This is a genomic window from Alcaligenes sp. PF14, assembly GCF_037150615.1.
In the GTDB taxonomy this organism is placed as follows: Bacteria; Pseudomonadota; Gammaproteobacteria; order Burkholderiales; family Burkholderiaceae_B; genus Alcaligenes; species Alcaligenes phenolicus.
In genome coordinates, this window is record NZ_JBAGRS010000001.1 from 572,746 (window position 1) to 592,324 (window position 19,579).

General features: G+C 56.0%; 15 protein-coding genes. 9 read left to right on the forward strand and 6 right to left on the reverse strand.

Going from position 1 to position 19,579, the window contains the following annotated elements:
• Nucleotides 1–3: 3 nt before the first annotated feature.
• From ccoO to WFM49_RS02665, 6 genes are all read left to right on the forward strand, one after another.
• Nucleotides 4–663: a cytochrome-c oxidase, cbb3-type subunit II gene (gene ccoO, locus WFM49_RS02640; RefSeq protein ID WP_336971515.1), complete on the forward strand. Its 660-nt coding sequence runs from the start codon at nucleotides 4–6 to the stop codon at nucleotides 661–663.
• Entirely contained in the window at nucleotides 664–837 is a 174-nt protein-coding gene (locus tag WFM49_RS02645) for a CcoQ/FixQ family Cbb3-type cytochrome c oxidase assembly chaperone (RefSeq protein ID WP_009455945.1), read from the forward strand. It begins immediately after the preceding gene.
• Nucleotides 834–1,751 carry a cytochrome-c oxidase, cbb3-type subunit III gene (gene ccoP, locus WFM49_RS02650; protein WP_009455944.1) on the forward strand — a complete coding sequence of 306 codons (918 nt, stop codon included), beginning with the start codon at nucleotides 834–836 and terminating at the stop codon, nucleotides 1,749–1,751. Before WFM49_RS02645 ends, ccoP begins: the two co-directional genes overlap by 4 nt.
• 37 nt (nucleotides 1,752–1,788) lie before the next feature.
• Complete coding sequence (gene ccoG, locus WFM49_RS02655) at nucleotides 1,789–3,288, forward strand: cytochrome c oxidase accessory protein CcoG (protein ID WP_009455943.1); 1,500 nt, start codon at nucleotides 1,789–1,791, stop codon at nucleotides 3,286–3,288.
• An 18-nt stretch (nucleotides 3,289–3,306) separates the two neighbouring features.
• Nucleotides 3,307–3,510, forward strand: a complete 204-nt coding sequence (locus WFM49_RS02660) for a FixH family protein (protein WP_009455940.1) — start codon at nucleotides 3,307–3,309, stop codon at nucleotides 3,508–3,510.
• A 66-nt stretch (nucleotides 3,511–3,576) separates the two neighbouring features.
• Nucleotides 3,577–3,831 carry a hypothetical protein gene (locus WFM49_RS02665; RefSeq protein ID WP_022983138.1) on the forward strand — a complete coding sequence of 85 codons (255 nt, stop codon included), beginning with the start codon at nucleotides 3,577–3,579 and terminating at the stop codon, nucleotides 3,829–3,831.
• A 161-nt stretch (nucleotides 3,832–3,992) separates the two neighbouring features.
• On the opposite strand, the gene WFM49_RS02670 is transcribed toward WFM49_RS02665, so the two are convergent.
• Nucleotides 3,993–4,721 carry a helix-turn-helix domain-containing protein gene (locus WFM49_RS02670; protein WP_009455938.1) on the reverse strand — a complete coding sequence of 243 codons (729 nt, stop codon included), beginning with the start codon at nucleotides 4,719–4,721 and terminating at the stop codon, nucleotides 3,993–3,995.
• Nucleotides 4,722–5,045: 324 nt separating this feature from the next.
• On the opposite strand from WFM49_RS02670, the gene clpB reads away from it, so the two are divergent.
• Entirely contained in the window at nucleotides 5,046–7,637 is a 2,592-nt protein-coding gene (gene clpB, locus WFM49_RS02675; RefSeq protein WP_336971521.1) for an ATP-dependent chaperone ClpB, read from the forward strand.
• 321 nt (nucleotides 7,638–7,958) lie between these two features.
• Here the strand turns inward: clpB and WFM49_RS02680 are convergent, their stop codons facing one another.
• Nucleotides 7,959–8,657, reverse strand: coding sequence for an epoxyqueuosine reductase QueH (locus tag WFM49_RS02680; protein ID WP_009455936.1), 699 nt, complete (start codon nucleotides 8,655–8,657; stop codon nucleotides 7,959–7,961).
• A gap of 102 nt (nucleotides 8,658–8,759) precedes the next feature.
• Nucleotides 8,760–11,516 carry a bifunctional [glutamate--ammonia ligase]-adenylyl-L-tyrosine phosphorylase/[glutamate--ammonia-ligase] adenylyltransferase gene (glnE, locus tag WFM49_RS02685; RefSeq protein WP_009455935.1) on the reverse strand — a complete coding sequence of 919 codons (2,757 nt, stop codon included), beginning with the start codon at nucleotides 11,514–11,516 and terminating at the stop codon, nucleotides 8,760–8,762.
• Between the two features lie 118 nt (nucleotides 11,517–11,634).
• Here glnE and WFM49_RS02690 point away from each other — a divergent pair, with 118 nt between their 5' ends.
• Both WFM49_RS02690 and bla read left to right on the forward strand, forming a co-directional pair.
• A complete protein-coding gene (locus WFM49_RS02690) occupies nucleotides 11,635–15,222 on the forward strand; it encodes a YhdP family protein (protein ID WP_336971523.1) in 3,588 nt (1,195 codons plus the stop codon).
• 96 nt (nucleotides 15,223–15,318) lie between these two features.
• Entirely contained in the window at nucleotides 15,319–16,194 is an 876-nt protein-coding gene (gene bla / locus WFM49_RS02695; protein WP_336971525.1) for a class A beta-lactamase, read from the forward strand.
• A gap of 129 nt (nucleotides 16,195–16,323) precedes the next feature.
• Here the strand turns inward: bla and gdhA are convergent, their stop codons facing one another.
• The 3 genes from gdhA to trxA all read right to left on the reverse strand — a co-directional run bounded on the left by gdhA (nucleotide 16,324) and on the right by trxA (nucleotide 19,458).
• Nucleotides 16,324–17,664, reverse strand: a complete 1,341-nt coding sequence (gene gdhA / locus WFM49_RS02700; protein WP_009455932.1) for an NADP-specific glutamate dehydrogenase — start codon at nucleotides 17,662–17,664, stop codon at nucleotides 16,324–16,326.
• Between the two features lie 141 nt (nucleotides 17,665–17,805).
• A complete protein-coding gene (gene rho, locus WFM49_RS02705) occupies nucleotides 17,806–19,062 on the reverse strand; it encodes a transcription termination factor Rho (protein WP_009455931.1) in 1,257 nt (418 codons plus the stop codon).
• Between the two features lie 69 nt (nucleotides 19,063–19,131).
• Nucleotides 19,132–19,458 carry a thioredoxin TrxA gene (gene trxA, locus WFM49_RS02710; protein WP_009455930.1) on the reverse strand — a complete coding sequence of 109 codons (327 nt, stop codon included), beginning with the start codon at nucleotides 19,456–19,458 and terminating at the stop codon, nucleotides 19,132–19,134.
• Between the last annotated feature and the right edge of the window lie 121 nt (nucleotides 19,459–19,579).

Here is a 19,579-nt window from a genome sequence, read left to right on the forward strand (position 1 = left end):
ATCATGGCTAATGACACTAATAAGCGCTTTTCGCACGCCACGATCGAGAAAAATACCGGGCTGCTGATCATCCTGAGTATCTTGGTGATTTCCTTCGCTGGCCTGGTACAGATCGTACCTTTGTTCTTTCAACACTCGACGACCCAGCCCACTGAAGGTATCGAGCCATACGAGCCTTTGCGACTGATGGGACGTGACATCTACATCCGTGAGGGTTGTGTGGGCTGTCACTCGCAGCAGATTCGTATGCTGCAGTCCGAAGTGCAGCGTTATGGTCCTTACTCGCTGGCTGGGGAGTCTGTCTATGACTACCCCTTCCTGTGGGGTTCCAAGCGTACTGGTCCTGACCTGGCCCGTGTTGGTCAGCGCTACAGCGACGAATGGCACCGCATTCACCTGCGCAACCCACGTAACGTGGTGAAAGAGTCCAATATGCCCGCCTACCCATGGCTGCAGAAAAACTCGGTCGAAGGTGAAAACATTCAGGATCGCATGAAGGTATTGCGTACGTTGGGTGTCCCCTACACGCAGGAACAAATTGATGCTGCTCCTCAGGAGCTGGTAGGCAAGACCGAAGAAGATGCGGTGGTTGCTTACTTGCAGGGCCTGGGCGTAGCCAGTCGCGACGCAGCTGCTAGGGCTGTGGAGCAGGGGAGCCACTAAATGCTAGCCATCATCAACGGTGTTATGACTGCTTTGGCGATGGCGACCTTCCTTGGCATTTGCTGGTGGGCGTTCTCTCGGGGACGCCGCCAGGCCAACGAAGAAGCCGCGCTTCTGCCTTTCGCCTTGCCCGACGAGGGATGCAACGATAAAAACCCTGGGGGTTCCGAATGAGTGACTTTTTTAATAATGGCTGGAGCCTCTGGATTTCCGGCATCGCCTTGTTAGGCATCATATTTTGTTTGTGGCTGTTATTTACTCAGCGTGCATTTCTGGGCAAGACGGTCGATGTGGAAGAAACCGGCCACGTCTGGGATGGTGACCTGACCGAGCTGAACACGCCGGTGCCTCGCTGGTGGACCGTGATGTACATCGGTTTGTGTGTGTTTGCCTTGGGTTACCTGGTGCTGTATCCCGGCCTGGGCAGTTTCAAGGGCACATTGGGGTTTAGTTCCGGCCAGCAGGTCAAGCAGCAACAGGCCGAGATCAATGCTCGCCTGGAGCCTGTGTACGCCCGTTACCGCGAAATGCCTATTGAAGAGATCGCTCGCGATCAGGAAGCCCGCGAAATTGGTCAGCGCCTGTTTCTGAACAACTGCGCCCAGTGTCACGGCTCTGATGCGCAGGGTTCTCCCAGCTTCCCTAACCTGGCCAATAAAGCCTGGTTGTGGGGTGGCGAGCCCGAGCAGATTCTGCACACCATTACCGAAGGTCGTACCGGGATGATGCCGCCACAAGCGCAATTCACCCCCGCTCAAGCCTCCGACGTGGCTCAGTATGTGCGTTCCTTGTCCGGCCTGGCTGCAGATCCTCTGCGTCTGGTGGCTGGTAAGCGTGTCTATGACAGCGCATGTTTTGCCTGTCACGGTGCGGATGCCAAGGGCAACACCTTGTTGGGCGCTCCTGATCTGACGGACGATTACTGGTTGTATGGCAGCTCCGAAGCCACCATCGTTCAGACCGTCTTGCAGGGCCGTACCAACCAGATGCCGGCTCAGAAAGCCACTTTGACTCCTGAGCAGATTCGTTTGCTGGCGGGTTGGGTCTGGGGCTTGTCGAACAATGCCGAGCCTGCCCAGGCTAACTAATGTGTTTTAAATTGATCTGACGCCTTCAGGACTTGCAATGAGTAGTGATTCTTCCCAACCCAGCGCTGATAACGCGCAGGGAACTGTGCCCAAGTGGCAACCTCCACGTAACACCAAGGGAGCGGGTGGAACCTCTCCGCAAGTCGAGAAGGCGCTGGTCGATGTACGCAGCAAAATCTATCCACGATCCGTCAAGGGCGTATTCGCCCGCTGGCGGATCTGGATGGTGTATTTCACGCAGATCATTTTCTATGGTCTGCCCTGGTTGGAATGGCATGGCCGTCAGGCCGTGCTGTTTGACCTGCTGGAACGCAAGTTCTACATCTTTGGCATGATTTTGTGGCCCCAGGACGTTATTTACCTGACGGTGCTGCTCCTGATATCTGCCTTCTCCTTATTCCTTTTCACCGCCATGGCCGGACGCTTGTTCTGTGGCTATGCCTGTCCGCAGACGGTCTACACCGAGATCTTCATGTGGGTTGAGCGCAAGGTGGAAGGGGACCGTCTGGCGCGTATCCGCTTGGATGAGCAAGCCTGGAACGCCCGTAAATTGCGTCTCAAAGCGACCAAGCACTTCCTGTGGATTGTGATTGCTTTGTGGACCGGCTTTACCTTTATCGGCTACTTTGCTCCTATCCGCGAACTGGGTGGCGAGCTGATCGCCCTGTCTCTGGGCCCTTGGCAGTGGTTCTGGCTCTTGTTCTACGCCTTTGCCACCTGGGGTAACGCCGGTTTCATGCGCGAAGCCGTCTGTAAGTACATGTGCCCCTACGCACGTTTCCAAAGTGCCATGGTGGACAGCGATACCTTTGTGGTGACCTACGACTTTGTGCGTGGTGAAACCCGCGGTGGTCGATCTCGCAAGATTGACCATAAAGAAGCCGGTATGGGTGACTGTGTGGACTGCAGCCTCTGTGTTCAGGTCTGTCCGACCGGTATTGATATTCGTGATGGCCTGCAATACATGTGTATTGGCTGTGGCGCCTGTGTGGACGTCTGTGACCAGGTCATGGACAAGATGGGCTATGAGAAGGGCCTGATCCGCTACACCTCGGAGCGCGCCATTAAAGAGCGCCTGACGCAATCGCAGGTGCGACGTCGCATGCTGCGCCCGCGCGTGCTGTCTTATATCCTGATTCTGGCCGTCATTTGCGGTGCCTTCGTCTACACCCTGGCAACCCGTACCCCGATGCGTGTGGACGTGATTCGTGACCGTGGTGCTCTGGGCCGTGAAGTGCCTGGCGGCATGATCGAAAACGTGTTCCGTCTGCAAGTCATCAATACCTCGGAAGAGGCGATGGAGTTGCAGTTGTCCGTAACAGGTCTGGAAGGTGCACGCATTCACTTGACCGAGAACGGCCAGGATCACATTCATGTGGCCCCTGCAGGCAATAGATTGTTGCCTGTCGTGGTGCAAGTCCCAATTAGTAGTGCCAAGCCAGGCCTGTATGATATTTCCATTCAGGCAGTCGGCGAGCATGAAGGCGGCCGCAAGACCTACGTGAATGAACGCAGTAGTTTCTATATTCCTCAGTAACTTTATAAAGAGCAAAACATGGACGAATCAAAGGACAGTGGACCCTGGTGGCGTGAACCGTGGCCCTGGTTGTTGATGGCCGGCCCGGCTCTGGCTATCGTGGGCTGCGTCATTACCATTGTGCTGGCGTTCCAGAACTTCAGTAATCAGGGAGTGACGGACGGCGGCGTCAAGCAAGGTCTGGTCGTCACCAAAGGCGAGCCTGCCCGCGAGCAGCGCTAAAAGTAGTTGATACACCGTTACGCTAGGGTTGAGAGAAGTATGTTTCCGTTCAAGAAGGGGGTACGAATGACCATCCGATCGTTGATGTGGATACTGTGGCCTTCATTCCTGGTCGCTGGGGTACTGAGTGCAATTGTGTTTGCTTTGGTAGACCCGTTGGACATCGTTGTGCTTGGACATATGCAAGTAGATCGACTGACCTTTTACACGGTGGCGTTTTTTCTGTTCTGGGTGGCCGCTGCGGTGGCTTGTACGCTTAGCCTGTATATGTCCTCTGGTTCGCCAGCGGTACTGGCTGAACCGGCAGATAGTCTGGACTGATTTCGACAAGCGCCAAACGACAAAAAAGCACATGCAATTTGCATGTGCTTTTTTTGTGCGCGCTTGGCGCTGGGGAGTGATGCAGCAGGCCCTAGAGACGTTCAGAGCCTTGCGTAAGCCCTAGGCAATACCAGGTAAAGGCAAGGAGCCAGCCAGTGGATTTAATCGCACTCCGTGCCTGCCAGAGTGCGCAGGGCGGCCAGATCCAGCAAGTGGACTTCACGCTGAGAGATTTTCAGCAGACCTTCGCGCGCAAAACGCGAGAACAGGCGGCTGACCGTTTCCAGTGTCAGGCCCAGGAAGTTACCGATTTCTTCGCGGCTCATGCGCAGAATGAATTCGTAAGGGGAGTAGCCAAGCAGCGACAGGCGCTGGGACAGGTTCAGCAAGAAGGCGGCCAGGCGCTGCTCGGAACGCAGTCCGGCCAAGGTCATCATCAGTTGATGGGCGCGGTTGATTTCCTTGCTCATCAAGCGACGGAATTGTTGTTGCAAGATAGGCAGTTGGGCCGACAGGCGGTCCAGATCATCAAGGCGGATCACACAGACTTCGCTGTCTTCCAGGGCGATGGCATGGGAGACATGGCGGTTTTCAACCAGGCTATCCATGCCAAGGATTTCTCCTGGTAATAAAAAGCCCGTAATCTGGATGTGGCCGGTGGAATCTTCCAGCTGCATCTTGATCGAACCAGAGCGCAGACCATAGATTCCTTCGACTGAGTCGGCCAGTCGAAACAGCACGCCGCCCTTGGGGATGCGGATGCGCTCCTTGACTAATTCGTCCAACCGCTCCATTTCATGCTTAGGCATCCCAAGAGGTAGACATACCTCATTGAGCATACAGCTGGAGCAGCGTATGGAGTCAGCGGTAACCGAGATACGTTTTTGCATAAGGAATAATGTCAGATGGCGAAACGCTAAATCTTTGAGTCAAATCAAGTGTAATTGTAGCTTTTTATTGGTTGGTATTCCCGCTAATCCTTAATATGTTTAGTTCTTAAGAGCCGCGCCATGCGGGAAGCGGCTGCCCATGCCGGGTACAGCGCGGTCAGACTGCTCTTGCCAGGTTGTTGTTTAAAAGCGATCCAAACACTTGAATACTTGGTTTTTGGCCTTATCTTCAATTCATCCTGTTATTTGTTGCGAGATCTGAGCGAGCAGTATTTAGTAACTGCTTGCTTTAGCTTATCGCATATTTTCTCAAGTGAAAATTCTATGCGAATCGATAAATTGACAACGAAGTTTCAACAGGCTCTAGCCGATGCGCAGAGCCTGGCTGTTCGCGAAGACAACCCCTATCTGGAACCCGCCCACGTACTGGTCGCCTTGCTGGCCGATGCCGATTCCGGCACTGGCAGCTTGCTGGCTCGTGCGGGCGTCGCCATTCCCCGTCTGGAAAACGAGCTTAACCGCCTGATCTCCAATCTGCCCAAGGTACAAGGGGCGGAAGGTCAGCAGCAGCTCAGCTCGGCTCTGCAAGCCGCTTTGGCCAAAACCGACAAGGAAGCCGCCCAGCGCGGTGATACCTATATCGCCAGCGAGTTGTTCCTGCTGGCCCTGGCTGACGACAAAGGCGAAACCGGTCGTGCCTTGCGCGATGCCGGCTTGCAGCGCCGTGCCTTGGAAGCGGCCATCGAGGCCGTACGCGGTGGTGCCAATGTGAATGATGCCGAAGGTGATAGCAACCGTGAGGCGCTGGACAAGTACACCACTGACCTGACCGAGCGTGCCCGTCTGGGCAAGCTGGACCCGGTGATTGGCCGTGACGACGAAATTCGTCGCACTATCCAGATTCTGCAGCGTCGCACCAAGAACAACCCCGTGTTGATTGGTGAGCCTGGTGTAGGTAAGACCGCCATTGTGGAAGGCTTGGCGCAGCGTATCGTGAACAACGAAGTGCCCGAAACCCTGAAGGGCAAGCGCGTTCTGGTGCTGGACCTGGCTGCCTTGCTGGCAGGTGCCAAGTACCGTGGCGAATTTGAAGAGCGTCTGAAAGCCGTCTTGAAAGAGCTGTCCAAGGACGATGGCAAAACCATTGTCTTTATTGACGAGTTGCACACCATGGTGGGCGCCGGTAAGGCCGAAGGTGCCATGGATGCCGGCAATATGCTCAAACCCGCCTTGTCGCGCGGCGAGCTGCACTGTATCGGTGCTACTACGCTGAACGAGTATCGCCAGTACATCGAGAAAGACGCGGCTCTGGAGCGTCGTTTCCAGAAAGTGCTGGTTAACGAACCGGACATGGAGTCCACCATTGCGATTCTGCGTGGTTTGCAGGAGCGCTACGAGCTGCACCACGGTGTGGCGATTACCGACCCGGCCATTGTGGCTGCGGCCGAGCTATCGCAGCGTTACATTACGGACCGTTTCCTGCCCGATAAGGCCATTGACCTGATCGACGAGGCCGCTGCCCGTATCCGCATGGAGATCGACTCCAAGCCCGAGGTCATGGACAAGCTGGATCGCCGCATCATTCAGTTGAAGATTGAGCGTGAAGCCGTCATCAAGGACACGGACGAAGCCTCTCAGCGCCGTTTGCAGGCCATCAATGACGAGATGGAGAAGCTGCAGCGTGAGTACAACGACTACGAAGAGATCTGGAAAGCCGAAAAAGCGGCAGTTCAGGGCTCGCAAGTCGTTAAAGAGGAAATCGAGAAAGTGCGTGCCGAAATGGCCGAGCTGCAACGCAAGGGCCAGTTCGACAAGTTGGCCGAGCTGCAATACGGCAAGCTGCCCGAACTGGAAGAGCGCCTGAAAGCGGCTGAAGCCAATATGGACAAGGCGGATCAGGACAAGCCTCGCTTGTTGCGTACACAGGTTGGTGCCGAGGAAATCGCGGAAGTGGTTTCGCGTGCAACCGGTATTCCGGTGTCCAAGATGATGCAGGGCGAGCGTGAAAAACTCTTGCAGATGGAAGACTACTTGCACAAGCGTGTGGTCGGCCAAGGTGAAGCCGTACGTTTGGTGTCGGATGCCATCCGTCGCTCGCGCGCCGGTCTGTCTGATCCGTCCCGCCCTTATGGTTCCTTCCTGTTCCTGGGGCCAACCGGTGTGGGTAAGACCGAACTGACCAAGGCATTGGCCAACTTCCTCTTTGATTCCGAGGATCACATGATTCGTATCGACATGAGCGAATTCATGGAGAAACACTCGGTGGCCCGCTTGATCGGGGCGCCTCCCGGCTACGTGGGCTATGAAGAGGGCGGTTACCTGACCGAGGCCGTGCGTCGCAAACCTTATTCGGTGATTTTGCTGGATGAGGTCGAGAAAGCACACCCCGACGTCTTTAACGTGCTCTTGCAGGTGCTGGACGATGGCCGTTTGACCGATGGTCAGGGCCGTACAGTGGACTTCCGCAATACGGTGATCATCATGACCTCGAACCTGGGTTCGCAGCATATTCAGCGTTTGTCGGGCGAGCCTTACGATGTGATCAAGGAAGTGGTGTGGGAAGAAGTGAAACAGCATTTCCGCCCCGAGTTCCTGAACCGTATCGACGAAGTGGTGGTATTCCACGGTCTGGCAGCAGAACACATCGAGTCCATTGCTCGTATCCAGCTTGAGCGTCTGGATCAGCGTCTGGCTCAACGTGACATGCATCTGGAAGTCAGCGAGGCTGCTTTGGCGCAGTTGGCCAAGGCCGGGTTTGATCCTGTGTTTGGTGCACGTCCGTTGAAACGTGCTATCCAGCAGCACATTGAGAACCCGGTGGCACGTCTGATTCTGGAAGGTCGCTTTGGTCCTAAAGATGTGGTGCCTGTGGACTGGAAGGACGGCGAGTTTACGTTCACTCGCAGTATCCAGTAATGAGCAGGCTCTGATTACTGCTGTGCTGGTGAGCGTTGAGTAGTAGAGCGGACCAGCACATGCAGTAAGCCTTAGTTGAAACGGCAGTAAAAAAAGCGCCTTGGGCAACCAAGGCGCTTTTTCTTTGGCTCGACGGATTGTTTCAAGCTTGGGCTGCTTTACCTGTGATCTGTGCCACCCACTTGGGTTTTGGCAAAGACAAAGCTATTCAGAATCCTGGTGGGGCTTATCGATGCATTGTTCGTATAAGGGACAACTGTCAAGCAGAGGCTGTTTCAGCCAGGTGTGCTAAGTCCGCCAGGACGACCGTTCAGGCCTCGCTTATGCGTTCTTTTGCGCCGGTGCTGGGGGCGGAGTCAGGTCCAGCTCATCCTTGCCGTAGAACTTCACACCGATCTCGACACGAGGGCGGCCTTGCGAGCGGCGGTGGCGGTTAGTGTCGCGCAGCGAGTACACGCAGCCGCAATATTCCTGCTGATAGAAGTTCTCGCGCTTGCTGATCTCCAGCATGCGTTGCGAGCCGCCACCTTTGCGCCAGTTGTAGGTCCAGTATTTCATCTCCGGATAACGGGCTGCGGCGCGCTCGCCGCAGTCGTTGATCTGGTTCATGTCTTTCCAGCGCGAAATACCCAGGACGCTGGAGATGATGTCGTAGCCATTTTCATGGGCGTAGAGGGCTGTGCGCTCAAAGCGCATGTCAAAGCAGACCGTACAACGCTCGCCGCGCTCGGGGGCGTGTTCCAGGCCGCGTACGCGTTCAAACCAGTTATCCACGTCGTAGTCGGCATCAATAAATTCGATACCGTGCTGTTCGGCAAAGCGGATGTTTTCCTGCTTGCGCAGTTCATATTCGCGCACCGGATGGATATTGGGGTTGTAGAAGAAAACGGTGTATTCAATCCCCGAGGCGTGCAAGGCCTCCATCACCTCGCCCGAACAGGGGGCGCAGCAGGAGTGCAGCAGCAATTTCTCGCGCTTTTCCGGCATGGTTAAAACTGGACGATTGAGCTGAGTGGACATGAATCTGAATCCGAGAAAAAGGGCGTCCCGAGTCGGTCGCACAATAAATCAATGCGACTATTGTAGATTCTTGGCAAAGTTTAGTGAAATCAATCTGTTGCCTTAGTACCCCAGGACCTCGTCCCATAGTCGCGTCACGGCCTGCCGTTCCTGAGTTAGTTCGGTCTGCGGGACACGGGCTTTTTCCGCCCCTTCCAGACGTAATGCGTGCTGACGACGGCGCAGGGCACGGTAGGCATCGGCAACTTCCTGAGCATGGTCAACCGCAATCAGGCCCGCTTGCGCGGCAATGCCCAGCAAGGCGATGTTGCCCAGGTTCTCCAGCAGCTTGGGATGCTCTCGGCTATGGCACAGCACCAGATATTGGGTGATGAACTCCACATCCACCATGCCGCCACGGTCGTGCTTCAAATCAAACAGCTCGCTGCGGTTGGGGTGCCCGGCACTGATCTTGTCTCGCATGTCCAGAATGTCTGCGCGCAGTTTGCGACGGTCACGTTCCATCAACAAGATGGAGCGGCGGATTTCATCGAAGCGTTCCTTGATCTGGGCATCCCCGGTCACAAAACGGGCACGGGTAATGGCTTGATGCTCCCAGGACCAGGCGCTACGGGTTTGATACTGCTCGAAGGCATCCACACTGACGGCCAGTAAACCGGCATCGCCATCCGGGCGCAAACGCAGGTCAATATCGTAGAGACGACCGGAGGAGGTCATGGCCGACAACCAGCTGGTCATGCGGCGAGCCAGTTTGATGTAGCGCTCCACATTGTCCTGGCTGGGGTCGTCATAGAGAAACACCAGATCCAGGTCCGAGGCGTAGCCAATTTCCTTGCCGCCCAGCTTGCCGTAGGCGATGACGGCAAAGCGGGGCGGGGTGTCGTGTTCAGGGCCCAGGCTGCGGGGGCGCGTCAGAGGCCAGGTACGCTCCAGCGTCTCGGCCAGCATCATGTCGGCCAGGGCCGAGAGCTGGTCGGCCAAGGCCTCCACCGTCAGCACGCCTTCCAGGTCCTGAGCCAGTAATTGGAAGGTGATCTGGTGCTGCCAGTCGCGCATCATGTTCATTTGCTGTTCGACATCGGCCTGGCCATCGGGCAGACGGCAGGCGTCCAGGTCGCGGCACATTTGCTCGGACAGGGCCGCAAAGTCCGGAATTTCCATTAGCGAATGCCATTCGATCAGGCTGTCCAGCAGGAGCGGGTATTGAGCCAGATACTGGGCGGCCCAAGGGCTGGCTGAGACAATACGGGCGACGCGGGCCAGCGTATCGGGGTATTCAGCCAGCAAAGCCAGATAAGCACTGCGTTGGGCGATCAGCTCGATCAGGTTGAAGAGCCGTGTCGCTGTCATTTCCGGGTTTTCGGAGCGGTAGGCGTAGTCCTCAGCCAAGGGGATCAAGCGTTGTACGCGATCCAGGCTGGCATTGGGCAGGCTGCGCAGGCGATGGCTGTTCAAAAGTGCCTGACGCAATTGTTCGATGCGTTCCCGCAAAGCCTGATCTTGCTCGGCGCTGTTGACTTCGAGGGTGGGGGCTGCCGCTACAGGAGGCTCGGCACTGGCTTCTTCCCCCATACCCGCTAGACGGAAGGCATTGCGGAAGGTATGCGACACAAACTTTCTGTGCTGGCCTAGCTGCTCGTCGAAATCGGCCAGGCTCAGGCCCAAGGTGGCGGCCAGCTCGGTGCGCAGCTCCTCGTCCTGGGGCAGCAAATGGGTTTGTTCGTCTTCGCGATACTGCAGACGGTGTTCGACACGTCGCAAGAAGGTATAGGCGGCCAGTAGCTTGTCGCAGACCTCCTGGTCCAGCAGACCGGCTGCGCATTGACCGCGCAGAGCCTTGTGCAGGCTGGTTGTTTGCAGGGAAGGCTGTCGTCCACCACGTATCAGTTGATTGAGCTGGACTACAAATTCAATTTCTCGAATCCCGCCATCCCCCAGCTTGATGTTGTGCCAGGTCTCCACGCCATTGCGGTTCAGGGCGCGGCGTGTCCAGTCCTGACGGATGCGCTCGCGCAGGCCGCGCAGGGCGGACAGGGCATCAAAGTCAAAATATTTGCGGTACACAAAAGGGGTACGCAGCGCTTCGAAGTGATGTATATCGCCAGCGCTACGGCTGCCTTCAAAGGCCTGGGCCTTGATGGGGCGCGCCTTGATCCAGGCATAGCGTTCCCACTCCCGGCCTTGATTGACCAGATAGTTTTCCAGGGCCTGCATGCTCCAGGCCAGCGGCCCCGAATCACCGTCCGGACGCAGACGCAAGTCGGTGCGAAACACCTGGCCGAAGGCATCCGTATCGGACAACACGGGCATCATGCGCTGGGTTACTTTGCCGTAAAACTCGTGATAGCTCAGGGGGCGGCGACCATCGGTTTCGCCGTCCTCGTCGTAGAGCATGATCAGGTCAATGTCCGAGGAAACGTTTAATTCTCCCCCGCCCAGCTTGCCCATACCCAAAATAATCATCTCTTGGGGCAGGCCGGTTTCCGAGTTTTTAGGAATACCGTGTACGTCAGCCAGTTGCCGGGCCACGGTTTCATAGGCTTGTGCCACGGCCAGATCAGCCAGGCTGCTCATGGCCTGCATGACTTCATCCAGGGGCGCCAAGCCATTGATATCGCGGATCATCAGCACCAGAAAGACCCGTTCGCGCAGTTGGCGCAAGGCCTGGCGCACTTGTGCCAGACGATCATTATCGGGCTCGGGCAGCAAAGTCCTATACCATTGCGTAATCAATGCGGGGGTGACAGGGTGTTGGGCTTGCTCTTCCAGCCACGCTCCAAATTGTGGCTGAGCGTTTACTTTTCGACGCAAGGGGCCGGACCATTGCATCACGGGCTTCAATATAATGGACTGGCTCATACGATAAGAGACTTTTCGGATAAGGGGGAACGACAAGTGAAATGACTTGTCTGACTAGGCCGGAAATGACCGCATCTAACTATACTCGGGAATTGATTGCATGGTAGTTCGAGGGCTTGTGCGACTGGCGCTAGTGCTCTATTTTGCGCTGATGCTAGGCCTTGTCGGGCTACGTTACTTGCTCGTGCCGCAACTGGATAATCTGCGTCCCTATCTGGTGCAGAAAATTAGTGAGCAAACCGGCCTGCAAGTCCAGATCCAAGAATTAAAAGGCGACTGGCAGGGCTGGAATCCCCATCTTTCCGTGACAAACCTGTCGCTGGCAGAACCTGGGCAGGAGCCCATGTTGCAGCTGCCCAAACTGCAAGCCGATATCAGCTGGAAGTCCTTGTTCAGCGGCTCGCTGCAATTGCGCCAGCTGGATGTGCAAGGTTTGACGATCCCGGTGCGGCGCGACCCCCAGGGTCAGATTCTGGTGATGGGTCAGGTGCTGGATCTGAATGATGAGAGTGCCCCGTCCGAACCCGAAGCCTGGCAAGGACCGGTTCGCTGGTTGCTGGAGCAGCGCGGCATTCGCATTCAAGGTACGTCCTTGCAATGGCAGGATGATCTGCGTGGCGCGCCTGTCTTGAGTCTGCCGTCGATTGAATTGCAGATCGGTTACAGGCAGGGCTGGCACGAGGTCAATCTGGCGACAGCCTTGCCCGCCAATTTGGGCGAGTCCCTGGCTTTGGCCTTGCGTGTGCAGGGCAAGCGTCGTCTGCCCGAGAGTGTGGATGTGATGGACCTGCCCTGGGAACTGACGGTTCAGGCTAAAGGGGTGGATGCTCCTGCGCTGCGCCCGTGGCTGGATGTGCCTGTGGCCCTGGACAAGGGCTGGGTCGATGTGCGCGCTCAAGCCACTCAGCCTAAAGCGGCCCAGACCGTACAGATGCAGCTTGCCGCCCAGTTGCGTGATGTGGCCGTGCTTACCGATAGCGATGATCGCCTGCAACTGCAGCAAGCCAATCTGGAACTGGCGGGGGGGCTGAATGATATGCAGGCGCTGGCCCAAGGCAAGCAAAGTGGCGATGTGCAGTGGGCCTTGTCGATGAACAGTTTTGGTCTGCGTGTGCCGGATTTGTTTGCCCAGTATTTGGCTGTGGATCAGCTCAATGCTCAAGGCACCGTCCACCGGGATGAGCAGGCCAGACTGAGCGTCAGCAAAATGAATCTGGCTTTGCGTAATCCTGATCTGGATGCACAGTTAACAGGTAGCTGGCGCGAGGATGCCACGTTCGAGGCCGGTGTGGCTGACTGGCAGGGGCAGTTCAAGCACCTGAATCTGGCGGCTTTGGTGAATTACCTGCCTTTGACGGTCAATCCTCTGGCGCGTGAATGGATGCAGGCCGGACTGGTGCAGGGGGCGGTACGAGACGGGACAATCCGTCTGCAAGGCGGCCTGGATACCTTCCCGTATGGCTTGAGTCCGGAGGATGGCAGCTTTGAAGTGGCGGGGGCTTTGGATCAGGGAATTGTGGATTACCAGCCCGCCCGTCCCAAGCGGTTGGCCTGGCCGCGTCTGGAAGGCGTGCAGGGCAGCATACGCATGCATAACGACAATCTGGATATTGTGGCTCAGCAGGCGCGCATGCCGATTGCCAAGCAGCAGGATATCGTGCTGCGCGATATTCAGACTCACATTACCTCCTTGGAGCAAAACAGCTTTCTGAAGCTGGAAGGTCTGTCCCAGGCACCGGCGACCAGTTATCTGGCCCTGGTGCATCAATCCCCCTTGAATGCCTTGCTAGATGGCTTGCTGGCCGACAGCCGTGTCAAAGGGGATTGGACCGTACCGGTCAAGTTGCAGATTCCTTTGGATAATGCTGATGATGCCCAGGTACAGGGCCAAATCCAGATGAACAATGGCGAGTTTCAGTACATGCCTGAAGCCCCTTCGTTTACAGCGTTGAAAGGCGAGCTGACCTTTAGTGAAAAAGGCGTCAGTGCCCAAACCTTGACGGGCAAGATGCTGGGCGGTGATACCCGGATCAGTGGTGTGCTGGAGCCCGGCAAACCCGGTTTACGCCTGAATGGTGTGCTGACAGCCAAAGGTCTGGAGCAATACCTGGAATTGAAGGGCTTGCAGCGTTTGCAGGGTCAGACACCTTATAGCGTGTTGATGAAGCTGGACGCCAAGGGATCTTTTTCGTTTGGGGCCGAGTCGAACCTGACAGGTTTGGCACTGAATTTGCCTGAACCTTTCCACAAGCCTGCCGAGCGTGCGGCCAAACTGAAGGCGGATTGGAGTAGCGATTCCGCCGCCAAGATGGATCGGCTGCAAATCAGCCTGGAGGACAGACAGAGCTTTTTGCTGAACCTGCTGCATGCTCAAGGTTCCCGTGATGGCAGCTACTTTCAAAGTGGCAGCATGGGAACACCGGGATTGGTGAACTGGCCCCAACGCGGTTTTGAATTACATAGTCGCTATGACCGTATGGACCTGGATGCCTGGGAAATGGTGGTGGGGGAGTTTGGCCAGAATCTGGATGGCAGTCCTTTGCCCCCTTCGGCCCGCCCCTTGCTGCCTTTGCTGGAGCGGGTGCGTCTGAAAGCGGATCAGGCGTTTTTCAGAGGGCAACTGCTGGACCAGCTGGAAATGGAAAGCACGGAAGATGCCGCTGGCAGACTGTTTCTAAGCATGAAGGCCAAGCAGGCCGAAGGGCGTTTGCAGGCGCAGCATCAAGATGGCCGCTACACCGGCATGTTCAATGCCAACTTCTCCCATCTGTACATTGACAGTGGCAGGCCTGATTGGGCTTGGCCCGACGCCGACTTGCCCATGAATGACGACCTGCGTTTGCCCGCGATCTCGTTCAAGGTGGATGATTTGCAGATTCAGGGTGTTCGCTTTGGCAAGCTGGAAGCCAAGGGCAAGCCCGCTGGAAAGGGACAAAAGTGGACGTTGGAAAACATTTCTCTGAATGCCCAGGGTATGCAGCTGAATGGTTACGGCTCTTTGGCATTGAGTGGGTCGCAGCGTGGCCTGGAGTTGGTGGCAAACAGCCGGGTAAGCAATTTGGGACAGTTTGTGGATGTCAGTGGCTTGCTGACCGAGTCCATCAAGGATGGTGACGGCACGGTACAGGCGGCCTTGTTCTGGAGCGACTTCCCCTGGTCTTTTGACAAGCGCAACATCCGTGGCCAGTTCAATGTGGATTTGCGCAAAGGGCGCTTTATCAGCCTGAAGTCGCGCTCGGCCAAACTGCTGGAGCTGCTTAGCTTGCAGTCCATCTCGCGCTTGAGCCGTCTGGATCTGGATTTGTTTGGGGCGGTGAAACAAGGCTTTGCGTTCGATAGCCTGACCGGGCGCATGAATCTGTCGCAGGGCAAGCTGGAGCTGGATAATTATCAGATCAAGGGGCCGGCAGGGGCGATCAGCCTGAAAGGCTGGATTGATATCCGGGATGAGACGCTGGATTTGATTGCGGTGGTAAACCCGAATCTGGATATGAGCGGTGCGGCGATTGCAGCGTACTTTACTGTCAACCCGATGGTGGGAGTTGGGGCCTTGCTGACACAGTGGCTGATGCAGATTCCGATGAGCAGTCACCTGTCTGTCACGTATGCGGTAACAGGCAAGATGGATGATCCCCAGCTCAAAGAGTTGGCGGTCCCTGCTGTTGGTAGCGCGAAACAAGAGAAACAGCCTCGGATCGAGCCTTGATGGCAAGCGCTTCACTCAAAGCGGTTTTGAGTGGGTTTTTGTCAGGGTCGCAGCCAGGCTTTTCCGTGTTTTAACCCTTATGCAAAGGATAGGCCGATGAGCGCACAGAGACTGAAACAACTGGCAGCGACCTTGCTCGTGGCGAGCCTGCCTTTCCATGCGCTTGGAGCGCAAACGCATCCTGTGGCTCAGGCCGCACAAGCGGTCGAACAATCCTTGCAGGCCCGTGTCGGACTGGCTGTACTGGATACGACAGATGGGCAGTTGTGGCAATACCGTGCCGATGAACGCTTCCCTATGGCCAGTACCAGCAAGGCCTTGATCTGCGCGGCGTTGTTGGCCCGAGGGCCGGGTGCCATGAAGACCGCCTGGCTGGTCAAGGAAGAGGCCATTCAATCTTACGCACCGACGACAGAAAACCTGATAGGGCAGTATGTGCCAGCGTCGCAATTGTGTGCGATCACGATGCGCAACAGCGACAATACTGCGGCCAATGGGGTTCTGGAGATGCTGGGCGGGCCCGAAGCGATCACGTCCTTTCTACGCAGTGTAGGCGACATGGTGACACGCCTGGATCGCAACGAACCCAGCTTGAATGAGGCCAGGCCAGGTGACCCGCGTGACACCACTAGCCCGCAAGCCATGATGCATACCTTGCAGAGTCTGGTGCTGGGCGATGCGCTGAAAGCCCCAGACCGAGATCGGCTGATTGACTGGATGACGCATAACGAAGTGGGTGGGCCTTTGCTGCGGGCCGGTGTTCCTGAGAGCTGGACCGTGGCAGACCGGACTGGGGCAGCGGCTTACGGCACTCGCGGTGTTGTGGCGGTGATGTGGCCCCCTGAGCGTGCGCCGCTGGTGGCTGCCGTCTACATCACGGAAACAAAGGCCTCCATGGAAGAGCGCAATGCGGCCATCGCAACGATTGGCAAGGCAATTGCAGCGGCTGTGGATCAAAAAGCTTCGCCGTAGCTGGTGTGGGGAAGGCGAGGGGCACGTTAAGAAAGTGTGCTTGGATGCCTGTATTGAAGCTTGGGATTTGCAGCATAAAAAAAACCGCCTTGTGGGCGGTTTTTTTGACTACTGAGCAAGGCGCAAAACTTAATAAACGCCTTGATGACGCATGGCATTGGCGACTTTGACAAAGCCGGCAATATTGGCGCCGTTAACGTAGTTGATGAAGTTGCTTTCTTGACCATAGTTCACACAATTTTCGTGGATGTCACGCATGATGGAGTGCAGCTTTGCGTCAACTTGTTCGCGTGTCCAGCTCAAGCGCTGGGCGTTTTGGCTCATTTCCAGACCGGATACGGCAACACCGCCCGCATTGCTGGCTTTGCCTGGGGCATACAGGATCTTGGCGTGGATAAAGGCATCGACTGCATCCAGCGTGCTGGGCATATTGGCACCTTCGGCAACGCAACGTACACCGTTCTTGATCAGGATTTCAGCATCCTTGCCGTCCAGTTCGTTCTGGGTGGCGCAAGGCAGGGCGACATCCACAGGGATATGCCAAGGACGTTTGCCTTGTTCGTACAGCAGGTGATGTTGCTGGGCGTAATCGACCAGACTGCCACGCTGTACATTTTTAACGTGCATCAGGGAAGCCAGTTTTTCACGTGTAAAGCCGTCCATGTCCACCACGCAACCTTGCGAGTCGGAAACGGTAACGACTTTGGCACCCAGATCCAGGCATTTTTCAATGGCGTACTGAGCCACATTGCCCGAGCCGGAAACGGACACTGTCATGCCGTCCAAGGACAGCCCTTTACGTGCCAACATTTCCTGTACGAAATATACGGTGCCATAACCCGTGGCCTCAGGACGAATCAAACTGCCGCCAAAGCACAAATCCTTGCCGGTGAACACACTGGCTGCGCTGTTGGAGAGTTTTTTCATCATGCCGGCCATAAAGCCCACTTCACGCGCGCCCACGCCGATATCACCAGCAGGAACGTCGGTATCGGGGCCCAAGTGACGGTACAGCTCAACGATCAGGGCCTGGCAAAAGCGCATCACTTCGCCATCCGACTTGCCTTTGGGATCAAAGTCCGAGCCGCCTTTGCCGCCGCCCATGGGCAGAGTGGTCAAGGCATTCTTGAAGGTCTGTTCAAATGCCAGAAACTTCAAAATGGACAGGTTCACCGAGGGGTGAAAACGCATGCCGCCCTTGAAAGGACCGATGGCATTGCTGTGTTGAATACGGAAGCCGCGATTGACCTGAACCTGGCCACGATCATCTACCCAGGAAATACGAAACTGGATAGCACGTTCGGGTTCGACCAGACGCTCGAGCAGACCATGATCGGCGTACTGGGGGTTTTTCTCGATGAAGGGCCACAAGCTGGTCATGACTTCCCGAACGGCCTGCATGAATTCAGGCTGGTTGGGGTCGCGGGACTGCACTCTGGCTAGGAACTGTTCTAGAGAGATAGATTTCATTGCAAGCGAACTCTGTTTGCAATACTGAGATTTCGAGTAGAACTCAGCAGATTGAAAGAATGGGTGCACGGGAATGCACCCGATCATACGCCCATCGCAAGCAAGCCTCTCGTATAGAGAGGCTTGCGCAGGATGTTCGATTTACTTCTTCATCATGTCGAAGAATTCGGAGTTGGTCTTTGTGGCCCGGATTTTGTCCAGGATAAACTCCATGGCTTCAATTTCATCCATCCCATGGATGAACTTGCGCAGAACCCAGACCTTTTGTAGAAGGTCGGGCTTGATCAGCAACTCTTCACGACGTGTGCCTGATTTGTTCAGGTTGATGGCTGGGTAAATACGTTTCTCGGCCAGACGGCGCTCCAGATGGATTTCGGAGTTGCCGGTACCTTTAAATTCTTCATAGATGACTTCGTCCATGCGGCTGCCGGTTTCAATCAGGGCAGTACCGATGATGGTCAAGGAGCCACCTTCTTCCAGATTACGGGCAGCGCCAAAAAAGCGTTTGGGGCGCTGCAGGGCGTTGGCGTCCACACCACCGGTCAAAACCTTGCCCGAAGCAGGGACCACGGTGTTGTAGGCGCGTGCCAGACGGGTAATGGAGTCCAGCAGGATCACCACGTCTTTTTTCAATTCAACCAGGCGTTTGGCCTTTTCAATGACCATCTCGGCCACTTGCACGTGACGTGTGGCGGGTTCGTCAAAGGTGGAGGCCACCACTTCGCCGCGCACGGTGCGCTGCATTTCGGTTACTTCCTCGGGGCGCTCGTCCACTAGCAGGACGATCATGATGGCCTCGGGGTAATTGGTCGTGATGGCGTGAGCCATGTGCTGCATCATCACGGTTTTACCGGATTTGGGGCTGGCCACGATCAGGGCGCGCTGGCCTTTACCGATAGGCGAGAAGATATCCAGGATACGGCCTGTGATGTTCTCTTCGCTTTTGATGTCGCGCTCCAGGCGCATGGGCTGGTCCGGGTGTAGCGGCGTCAGGTTCTCAAACATGATGCGATGTTTGATGGCCTCGGGTTGCATGCCGTTAACCTTATCAACTTTTACCAGGGCAAAGTAGCGCTCGCCGTCTTTAGGGGTGCGCACTTCACCTTCAATGGAGTCACCCGTGTGCAGATTGAAACGACGTATCTGCGAAGGGGAGATATAGATATCGTCTGTGCTGGCCAGGTAAGAGGTTTCTGGCGAACGCAGAAAGCCAAAACCATCAGGCAGGACTTCAAGCACCCCGTCGCCGAAAATCTGCTCGCCCTTTTTGGCGTGCTTTTTCATGATGGCGAACATCAGCTCTTGCTTGCGCAAGCGGTTCGCGTTGTCGATTTCCAGAGTGGCAGCCATTTCTAGCAGCTGCGAGACGTGCAGAGCTTTTAATTCGTTCAGGTGCATGGGAGTGGGGAAGGGCTTTCAGCAGCAGACCGCAGGCCAGCGAAGGGCCTGCGTGCGGTTAATCAGAGATTACAGGGAGCTGTCGAGAAACGCGCTAAGTTGGGACTTGGAAAGTGCACCGACTTTAGTTTCGGCCACTTTGCCGTCTTTAAACAGCATGAGCGTTGGAATACCGCGAACACCATATTGAGCTGGGGTGTCGGGATTTTCATCGACGTTGAGCTTAGCGATGATAACACGACCTTGGTACAGTTCGGCTGCCTCATCAAGCAAAGGGGCAATCATTTTACAAGGACCGCACCAGGCAGCCCAGTAATCGACCAGAACGGGAAGGTCGGCGTTAAGGACGTCAGACTCAAAGGAGGCGTCCGTGATGTGTTTAATGGAGTCGCTCATGGCTAGATACAAAAAAAGTGAGAATAACGAAAAACTATACGTGTGGCGTGACCTGAGCACAATGTATTCTACGGCCAATTGCGACGGTCTTGTTGCCAATTTTTGACAGGATACCATTGCG

Coding starts and splice junctions, on each gene's coding strand:
- ccoO (WP_336971515.1), top strand. CDS start 4: ATGGCTAATGACACTAATAAGCGCTTTTCGCACGCCACGATCGAGAAA.
- WFM49_RS02645 (WP_009455945.1), top strand. CDS start 664: ATGCTAGCCATCATCAACGGTGTTATGACTGCTTTGGCGATGGCGACC.
- ccoP (WP_009455944.1), top strand. CDS start 834: ATGAGTGACTTTTTTAATAATGGCTGGAGCCTCTGGATTTCCGGCATC.
- ccoG (WP_009455943.1), top strand. CDS start 1,789: ATGAGTAGTGATTCTTCCCAACCCAGCGCTGATAACGCGCAGGGAACT.
- WFM49_RS02660 (WP_009455940.1), top strand. CDS start 3,307: ATGGACGAATCAAAGGACAGTGGACCCTGGTGGCGTGAACCGTGGCCC.
- WFM49_RS02665 (WP_022983138.1), top strand. CDS start 3,577: ATGACCATCCGATCGTTGATGTGGATACTGTGGCCTTCATTCCTGGTC.
- WFM49_RS02670 (WP_009455938.1), bottom strand. CDS start 4,721: ATGCAAAAACGTATCTCGGTTACCGCTGACTCCATACGCTGCTCCAGC.
- clpB (WP_336971521.1), top strand. CDS start 5,046: ATGCGAATCGATAAATTGACAACGAAGTTTCAACAGGCTCTAGCCGAT.
- WFM49_RS02680 (WP_009455936.1), bottom strand. CDS start 8,657: ATGTCCACTCAGCTCAATCGTCCAGTTTTAACCATGCCGGAAAAGCGC.
- glnE (WP_009455935.1), bottom strand. CDS start 11,516: ATGAGCCAGTCCATTATATTGAAGCCCGTGATGCAATGGTCCGGCCCC.
- bla (WP_336971525.1), top strand. CDS start 15,319: ATGAGCGCACAGAGACTGAAACAACTGGCAGCGACCTTGCTCGTGGCG.
- gdhA (WP_009455932.1), bottom strand. CDS start 17,664: ATGAAATCTATCTCTCTAGAACAGTTCCTAGCCAGAGTGCAGTCCCGC.
- rho (WP_009455931.1), bottom strand. CDS start 19,062: ATGCACCTGAACGAATTAAAAGCTCTGCACGTCTCGCAGCTGCTAGAA.
- trxA (WP_009455930.1), bottom strand. CDS start 19,458: ATGAGCGACTCCATTAAACACATCACGGACGCCTCCTTTGAGTCTGAC.